Annotated in this window: 5 protein-coding genes; 4 read left to right on the forward strand and 1 reads right to left on the reverse strand. The window is 30.8% G+C overall.

Translation table 11 applies throughout. The features are described from left to right. The first annotated feature begins 889 nt into the window (after nucleotides 1–889). Nucleotides 890–3,355 (forward strand): filamentous hemagglutinin N-terminal domain-containing protein, encoded by a 2,466-nt coding sequence (locus B6S12_RS00790; RefSeq protein WP_111228911.1) that lies wholly within the window; start codon nucleotides 890–892, stop codon nucleotides 3,353–3,355. A gap of 69 nt (nucleotides 3,356–3,424) precedes the next feature. Then, nucleotides 3,425–4,471, forward strand: coding sequence for a hypothetical protein (locus B6S12_RS00795; RefSeq protein ID WP_111228912.1), 1,047 nt, complete (start codon nucleotides 3,425–3,427; stop codon nucleotides 4,469–4,471). An 887-nt stretch (nucleotides 4,472–5,358) separates the two neighbouring features. Here the strand turns inward: B6S12_RS00795 and B6S12_RS00805 are convergent. Further along, nucleotides 5,359–6,000, reverse strand: a complete 642-nt coding sequence (locus B6S12_RS00805) for a hypothetical protein (protein WP_111228914.1) — start codon at nucleotides 5,998–6,000, stop codon at nucleotides 5,359–5,361. A gap of 108 nt (nucleotides 6,001–6,108) precedes the next feature. Here B6S12_RS00805 and B6S12_RS00810 point away from each other — a divergent pair, with 108 nt between their 5' ends. After that, nucleotides 6,109–6,636 (forward strand): hypothetical protein, encoded by a 528-nt coding sequence (locus B6S12_RS00810; RefSeq protein ID WP_111228915.1) that lies wholly within the window; start codon nucleotides 6,109–6,111, stop codon nucleotides 6,634–6,636. A gap of 317 nt (nucleotides 6,637–6,953) precedes the next feature. Further along, nucleotides 6,954–7,802, forward strand: coding sequence for a radical SAM protein (locus B6S12_RS00815; protein ID WP_281267874.1), 849 nt, complete (start codon nucleotides 6,954–6,956; stop codon nucleotides 7,800–7,802). The last annotated feature ends 305 nt before the right edge of the window (nucleotides 7,803–8,107 follow it).

Below are 8,107 nucleotides of genomic sequence, written 5' to 3' on the forward strand. Positions count from 1 at the left end.
ACCAAAACCCCTAAGCATTCTCATAGATTGCATAACTCTACTTAATTTTATTATTCTACTTCATAGATAAAAAACTATTAATACCATTTATATTTTTACTAAACAAGAAGAATTTATTTAAACAAGATTAAAGAAAGAAAAGATTTTAAACTTTGCAACCCTTTTATTTTAAAGGGTTTAAAGTCTTAAAATTCCTTTTTAAAAGATAAGAAGTAAAAGCTAAAAAATAATCTTTTAGCCTCCTTACCCGCTTTATCTTCCAAAGACTAATTTTAATAGTTTTAAGCATAAGTTAAGCGGGTTTTCCTTAGAATATTCTTATATGTTTTTCAATGCTTTAGTTATAGTTGTTTTAAGACTATAACTAGAGTAATTAATAGTATCATAAAAATATTTATTTCTACCATTAAGCCTCCTTAAAGCCTTTAAAAGACAATAAAAACTGCTTAAAACATAGTGAAATTTTATCATTTAACTTTTAAGATTACTTTAAAAATAAAATATGATTTATTTTTTATATTTTTGTTTAATTTTATCTTGTTTGTTGTCATTGTAAGGAGCAAGACAACAAAGCAAGCTATTATCATTGCAAGTCTCTCACTGTCATTGCAAGCGTAGCGAAGAATCTATAAAGCAAATCCCTAAAAGAAGCTTTTTAAAGAAGAGATATTTCGCTTCGCTCAATATGACTTTAGACTGCCACGACTTACTTACATAAGTCTTACAGTGACAAAGTGGAAATGCCAATATGACAAGTCAAGGAGTAAAGCCCTAAAGCAAACTAGACAAAAGAATCTAAGGGAGGCTTCCCTTTCCCCATTTTGAAGCCTCCCCTAGATTCTTAAAAACAAGAATCAAAGGCAAAATCTACAAACAAAAAGGAGAAAGAATGAGACAAAATATCAAAAGAACCCTTAGTATCAGTATAGTAGCCTCTATGCTTTTATCTAACCAAGCTTTATTGGCTGCTTCTTTGCCTAGTGGAGGTAAATTTGTAAATGATAAAGGTGGAAGCTTTGGCTCTTGCGGAAACAAATGCTTAAATATTAGTGGAAATGATAAAAACAATGTAATCGCTTGGGGTGGCGGGTTTAATATAGGAGAAGGTCATACAGTTAATTTCAAAGGAGATAGATTAGGTTATTTAAACCTAGACTTTAGCGGAAAGGCTTCACAATTACTAGGAACACTAAATGGTGGGACAAACAATATCTTTTTAGTAAATCCTAGTGGTGTTTTAGTAGGAGCTAATGGTGTGATTAATGCTAATAAATTTGTAGCCTCTACAAATCCTATGAATGATACACAAGTTAAAGAATTTGCAGAAAAAGGAAAATTTAGCTCTAGCATTTCTTCTAAAGGTGATATTGTAAATTTAGGAAATATTAACGCAAATGAAGTAGTTCTAGCAGGAAATAAAGTAGAAAACCTAAGTGGAAAAATCAATGGCACAAAAGGACAAAATGGACTACCTAATAAAGCTTATAGCGATAGCATTATCATCAAAGGAAACAATGTCTATTTAGATGGAGATAAATTAACAGGAAAAAGCATAGATGTAGAAGTAGGAAAAGAAGGAAGCTTCACACAGCATACCACAGATTATAGAAATAAGCATAATATTACAGGTGGATTTAGCTATAACTTTAGCGGAGCAGGATTAAATAATTTCCAAAGGTTTGGATATATTAGCAATGCAAATGATTGGAAAAATTTTGCAGATAACTGGAATGAGGGAATTAGTAGTTTTAGAGATGATTTTAATGAATTTAGATTGACCAATAATATAGATATGGAAAATACATTGGTTAATCCTGTGGGACATACTTATGCCTTTAATAAAAACTTTAATGGTATGGGATACACTCTAAGTAATGTATTGATTAACGCTGGATTTAATTATGTAGGTTTATTTGGTCAAGTGGGTCAAAAAAATATTAATTCTAATATTCAAATAGGTAATATTAGCCTTTATAATCTAAGTTTTGATTTTGATGACGATAATTTACCAGGATTTATTGGTTCTTTCATAGGTTCCATAAAAGGCATTAACAATAAAATATCTAATATTGCTATCAATAAAGTAGGAGATATTAAAAGCAATAAAGACGCAGGAGGCTTTATTGGAGAAATTGAAGTATACGATAGTGTTTTTTCTAATATAGTTTTAAATAATATAGGCAATATTCTATCAAATGGAAATTATGCAGGTGGATTTGCAGGTAATATTTTAGGTTCTAGTAGCACTTCCAGTCTCAATACTATAAAAAATATAACCATCAACAATATAACAAGCATCACCACAAACTACTTAGATGGTGGAACTGGTGGAGCTGGTGGTTTTGCTGGATATGCACAAGGTGCCAATATAAGCAATGTAACATTAAACAAAATAGGTGATATTACTTCTAGTATATATGCTGGGGGATTTGTAGCAGATTTAAGACGCACCATCAATTTAGACAATATTACTTTGAATAATATAGGTAATATCACTTCTAGACTAGATGCAGGTGGATTTATAGGTAGACGAGATCTTAGAAATTTTCAAGCACATAATATATCTTTAAATAATATAGGCAATATTCTATCAAATGAAGGATATGCAGGTGGATTTGCAGGCAGAATATCAGCAGAATATAGTTCCCATTTAACTAATATTGTTATAAGCAATATAGGAACAATTAAAGGCAAACTATCATCAAATGGTTTTGCCTATTTTGATGATTACGATAACACTAGCACTAGCACATCTAAAAATGTTTTTGAAAACATTAATCTCTATTTAAACAACAAAATTGAAAATGGTTATCTTTTTGTAAAATATGGTGACACTCGAGCAACAGCTGAAGGCAATAATATTAACATCTACTATACTGACGAAGTTGGTACAACTAAAGCTACAAACCATAAGAATTTACAACCAAGCAGTCAAATTACCAACAACATTGATACAGAAAAAAATAAATTTCAAAATTTTGGTAATGTGCGTTATGATAGCACCAATGACATCTTTACAGCTTTAGAGAATGGAAAAACTCTCGAATTCAATAATGATAAATCCATAATGTATGCCAAAAATTCAGATGGAAGCATAGGGGATAGCAATAGCATTATTAAGTTTGATGCTGGTTCAAATACCTTTAAAACAGAATCTATCGATAACGACCTAAAAGAGCCAATCAACAAAGGAGAATTAGGAATAGCAGGTAAAGATTTTATCCTAACAGATAAAGATTATGACACAAACTTGATAGAGGGAATATTGGGTGAAATAGTTAATTCCCATTACACTATCCATTTAAAAGATGTAGATACAATTTCTATTATCTATACAGATGCACTAAGTGGATAAAAGAAAGAAATTACACTAAAAATTAGTGAAATAGATTCCAACCATCCTTTAGCACAAAGCATTGCGTTTTTGCTAACATTTGATAACACAATTATGGGGCAATTAAATAGTAATATTAAAGATTTTGCTTCTAAATATCCAACCAAAAAGCAAGAACTACTAAACTTTCTAGCCACAATCAATAGCGAGGACTTTAAAAAGTTGGCACAAGAGATTTCAGATTTAATCATTAACAATGATGAGCTAAACCGCTTAGTTTCAAGGTTTGAAAGCTTAAAGGCACAATATGATTATAAAATCTATACTTACAATCAAGCAGTAAAAGAATATAATGATGCAGTAAAAAGAGGACTTCCTGCTGAACTCATCGCTTCTTTAAAAGTCAAATACGAATTAGCCTACCAAGATATTGTAAATACAGAAGGGAGCCTAAAAACTCTACAAGGACAAATCAACAACAAATTTGCCTCTTTAAGCCAAGATTTTGATAATATGGTAGGAGATAAAGAAGCACTTAAATTAATTTTAGGAAACTTAAAGCTTAATGAAGCATATAACTTTAAAGATAATGCTAATTATGCAAATGGTAGCTTTACTTTTAGCGATTATATGCCTATAGCTAGTGTAGATGTGCCAGGAAACATTACCTATCCTGAAAGACCTGCAATAGAAACGGGAGATAATATAGAAAATGGTAAAGAACCAGGTATCCCAACTATCCCTGAAATTCCAGGAAAACCTGCTGATCCAAACAATCCTGAAGTGCCTAGTATCCCTACTGTGCCTGAAAGACCAGGTGGAGGTGGAGAGCCTATCAATCCTAATCCTATCTTGCCAGATCGCCCTGAAATGGAAAAACCTTGCCCTAGTGGAGATTGTGAAAATAGCGGAGGAACAAATCCAGAAACTAGACCACAGCTACCACAACCTGATATTGATTATAATGTAGATTTTAAACTTGATAATAGCAAATATCAAGGAGAACTAGAGCAAGGAGAAGAGATAGTAGCAGAAGGAGAATATAGAAACAATGAATACACCGATGGCAAAAAGAAAAAAATAGCCTGCACAGTTTCAAGCTCTGCTAGAACACACAACCCTTGCCTTATTAATTAATCTACTAAGTCCTTATAAACTTCTCATTTATTTGGGGCTAGTTTATAAAAAGCTCCTTATGGGGCTTTGTAGGGTTTAACTACTCTCCGTCATTGCGAGGCGATGTAATCGCCATGGCAATCTAAAATCATTGCAATAGCTTTCTTTTTTGTTATTATAAGACTCTCCCTATCATTGCAAGCGTAGCGAAGCAATCTAAAAAACAACAAAACTAAAACTATTAATACTATATTATATTTATACTAAACAAGAAGAATTTATTTAAAAGAAAGAAAGTTTTTAAACTTTGTAACCCTTTTAAAGGGTTTAAAGTCTTAAAATTCCTTTTTAAAAGATAAGAAGTAAAAGCTAAAAAATAATCTTTTAGCCTCCTTACCCGCTTTATCTTCCAAAGACTAATTTTAATAGTTTTAAGCATAAGTTAAGCGGGTTTTCCTTAGAATATTCTTATATGTTTTTCAATGCTTTAGTTATAGTTGTTTTAAGACTATAACTAGAGTAATTAATAGTATCATAAAAATATTTATTTCTACCATTAAGCCTCCTTAAAGCCTTTAAAAGACAATAAAAACTGCTTAAAACACATTAGAATTTTATCATTTAACTTTTAAGATTACTTTAAAAATAAAATATGATTTATTTTTTATATTTTTGTTTAATTTGTCATTATAAGGAGCAAGACAACGAAACAAGCTATTATTATTGCAAGTCTCTCACTGTCATTGCAAGCGTAGCAAAGCAATCTAAAAGAGCAACCAAAGGTATCCCCTTTGTCATTGCGAAGCCCTTTAAGAGCAAAGTAATCTAAAAAACCAACAAAATTCTTAAGTATTCACACAAAACTTCAATCTATAACAACAAAAGCAAACCAGAATTTCACCACTTCCCTAGCTCTTAAAATCTCTCTTTTTAATAAAAAAGAGTAGCAACTCACACACTACAAGAATTAAAATTGCCAATATAATATAATTACTTCTTAAAGTAGAACTTTTATTTAAATTTTGTGCATAGATTTGATGGCTTAATGTAGCCAGTTCTAAAACTGCTAATAGTCCATTATCTCCTTCTAATGCACCAAGCAACTCTTGGTTGCTTATTACAATGCTTTGAATATCGTTTAAATAAAAAACTTTACTCGCTTCTTGTAAAAATCTTTCCATTCTGTAATCTAAATTTCCACCTCCAAAATACATATCATCTAAAGTTGTAAATTGTTTATTTTGGCTAATCTGCCCCACAACAAACTCTTTTAGCACATTATGAATGGAATTAAGTTGCATAATACAACCCCTAAACTCTTTAAAGTTTGTATGATTATCGCGTTTGCTTAAAGTATTAGACAAAATCACTTGGGATAAAAACACGATGCGTTGTGCTAAAACCCTTTGCTTTCCGCTAATATTCACCAAATAAAGTGCTTCTTCTTGAATTTTTGCTGATTCTTTAATATTTTGGTACAAACAAAACAATCCTACCAATACTAACAATAATAATATAATCTGCACCAATGCAATCTTTTTACGAAACATTCCTAAAATACCTTCATTCTATAGTTAAGCTTGCAATTCTATCAAGTATCTTTGTAATAAGCACTTAAAATATGCTAGAATTAAAAATATTTTTCTAAAAGGACCAAAATGAAACAAAAATTCTTCTTGCTATCTATTATGGGAGCTTTTTTGATGACAGGTTGCTACAAGCAAGCCCCCATTGCAAAAATCCCCATGGAGCAAATCTGTAAATCCCCTATTGCTACAATAGATTTACAGTCTTTAAAAGTGGGAGAATTCAACGATTTAAAACTTCAAAAAAATGAAGTTCAAAAAGAAATTATTGCTTCATTAAAGAGTAGCAATTGCTTTGAATTTGGTGTAGATTATGGTAGAGAATACAAGCTAGATGCCGTTTTTGGAAGCATTTATAAACACAATCAACAAGGCGGATTTTTCAAGCAAAACCACCAGCAAAAAGCCATTATAGAAGTGCAATTTTCTCTAAGTCGCTATAAAGAAAATCTTATTTTTTCTGGAAAAACCACCCTAGATTTAACCAATAACAAAATTTTAGGCTTAGGAGAGACGCCAAGCTTCACTCCGCTTAACCTTAATACAAGCCTACAAAATTCCATCAATGCTGCCCTAAAAGATCTTATTCAAAATCTCTAAAAGCCTTATTTATAAGGTTTTTAGATATTCTTTATTAATCCTTTAAATATTTTTTAATATAATTAAAGCTATTTAATATTTTAAAATTATGGAGTTTTTATGAAAATCACCCCCCCCCCCCACATAACTATCAAAAATATCTTGAAAATCCCACTTTTATAAGAAGATACCTAAAAGCAAATATTAACAAATATAGCCGTTTTTTAAGAGGTGAGCGAAATCTAGCAAGAATCTACAAGCTTCCCATTGCTTTTTTTGCTGAAAAATTCTTTTTAGAAAACTATTTTAAAAAGCGTATTTTAAAAGGCAAAATAGATATTCCTTACTTAGAGCTTGTCTTAACCACAAAATGCACAATGCGTTGCGTATCCTGTATGGATTTAATGCAATATTTTTCCCCCAATAACCAATATTCAGCAACTTTTGAAGGTATCAAAGAAAGCATAGAAACTCTACTTGCCAAAATAGATACTATTTCACATTTAAGAATTATTGGAGGAGAACCTCTACTTTTTAAAGAATTGCCAAAACTAGTGCAGTATTTAGGCACTAAAAAACAAATTCTTACTTTAAATATCATAACTAATGGAACCATTGAACTAAAAGAAGAATTGCTTTTAAGCCTAAAAGCTATCAAAAAAAAGATAAAGGTTAGCATCTCTGATTATTCTTACTCTCCTAATCTTAAAGTCCCTCTTAAACATGAGCAAATATTTACTTCTCTAAAAAAGTATAAAATCCCTTACCAATTCCTAAAAGGCTCAAAAGAAGCCACTTGGCAAGAACCTGGAAAAATCTATAAAAGAAACCGCACCAAAGAAGAAAATATCCTAAATTTTAAAGCTTGCGGAATGCCTTGTGTTAGCCTTATGAGCACAGAAGGCATCAGAGACAATGAGGGCAAAACCAAAGAAAATGCACATGTTTTAGCAAAAAGTGGGGCAATTTTTGTCTGTCCTGTAGCTAGCTCACTTTCGCGTTTAAAAGGCTTAGAAGAGTTTAATGGAGATTTTATAGACTTACAAGAAGATAAAAGTAGATTTTTTGACTTTTATGCGCAAGACTTTTTTAAAGCCTGTGATTATTGCCATGACTACACTAAAGAAAGAGGTGTTGTGCCTGTTGCTATCCAAACCAAAGAAATTTTAGAGCTAAAACCAAACTAATTTAATTTCTTTTGGTTTTTCTAGAAAACTTTTTTATGCTTTACTTTTCTTTTAATAAAGCTTTTAAAATGTCATTCTTGTATTGCCTATTAAGAGTAAAAAGTAATCCGTTGTATTTTTTATTTCCTAATAAAAAGTTTTAAACTTTGTAACCCTTTTAAAGGGTTTAAAGTCTTAAAATTCCTTTTTAAAAGATAAGAAGTAAAAGCTAAAAATAATCTTTTAGCCTCCTTACCCGCTTTATCTTCCAAAGACTAATTTTAATAGTTTTAAGCATAAGTTAAGCGGGTTTTACTTAGAATATT

Source organism: Helicobacter valdiviensis, assembly GCF_003245365.1.
Lineage (GTDB): Bacteria > Campylobacterota > Campylobacteria > Campylobacterales > Helicobacteraceae > Helicobacter_D > Helicobacter_D valdiviensis.

What these genes read in the sequence shown, in the direction of transcription:
- B6S12_RS00805 (WP_111228914.1), bottom strand. Translation starts at nt 6,000, where the DNA reads ATGTTTCGTAAAAAGATTGCATTGGTGCAGATTATATTATTATTGTTA.
- B6S12_RS00790 (WP_111228911.1), top strand. Translation starts at nt 890, where the DNA reads ATGAGACAAAATATCAAAAGAACCCTTAGTATCAGTATAGTAGCCTCT.
- B6S12_RS00810 (WP_111228915.1), top strand. Translation starts at nt 6,109, where the DNA reads ATGAAACAAAAATTCTTCTTGCTATCTATTATGGGAGCTTTTTTGATG.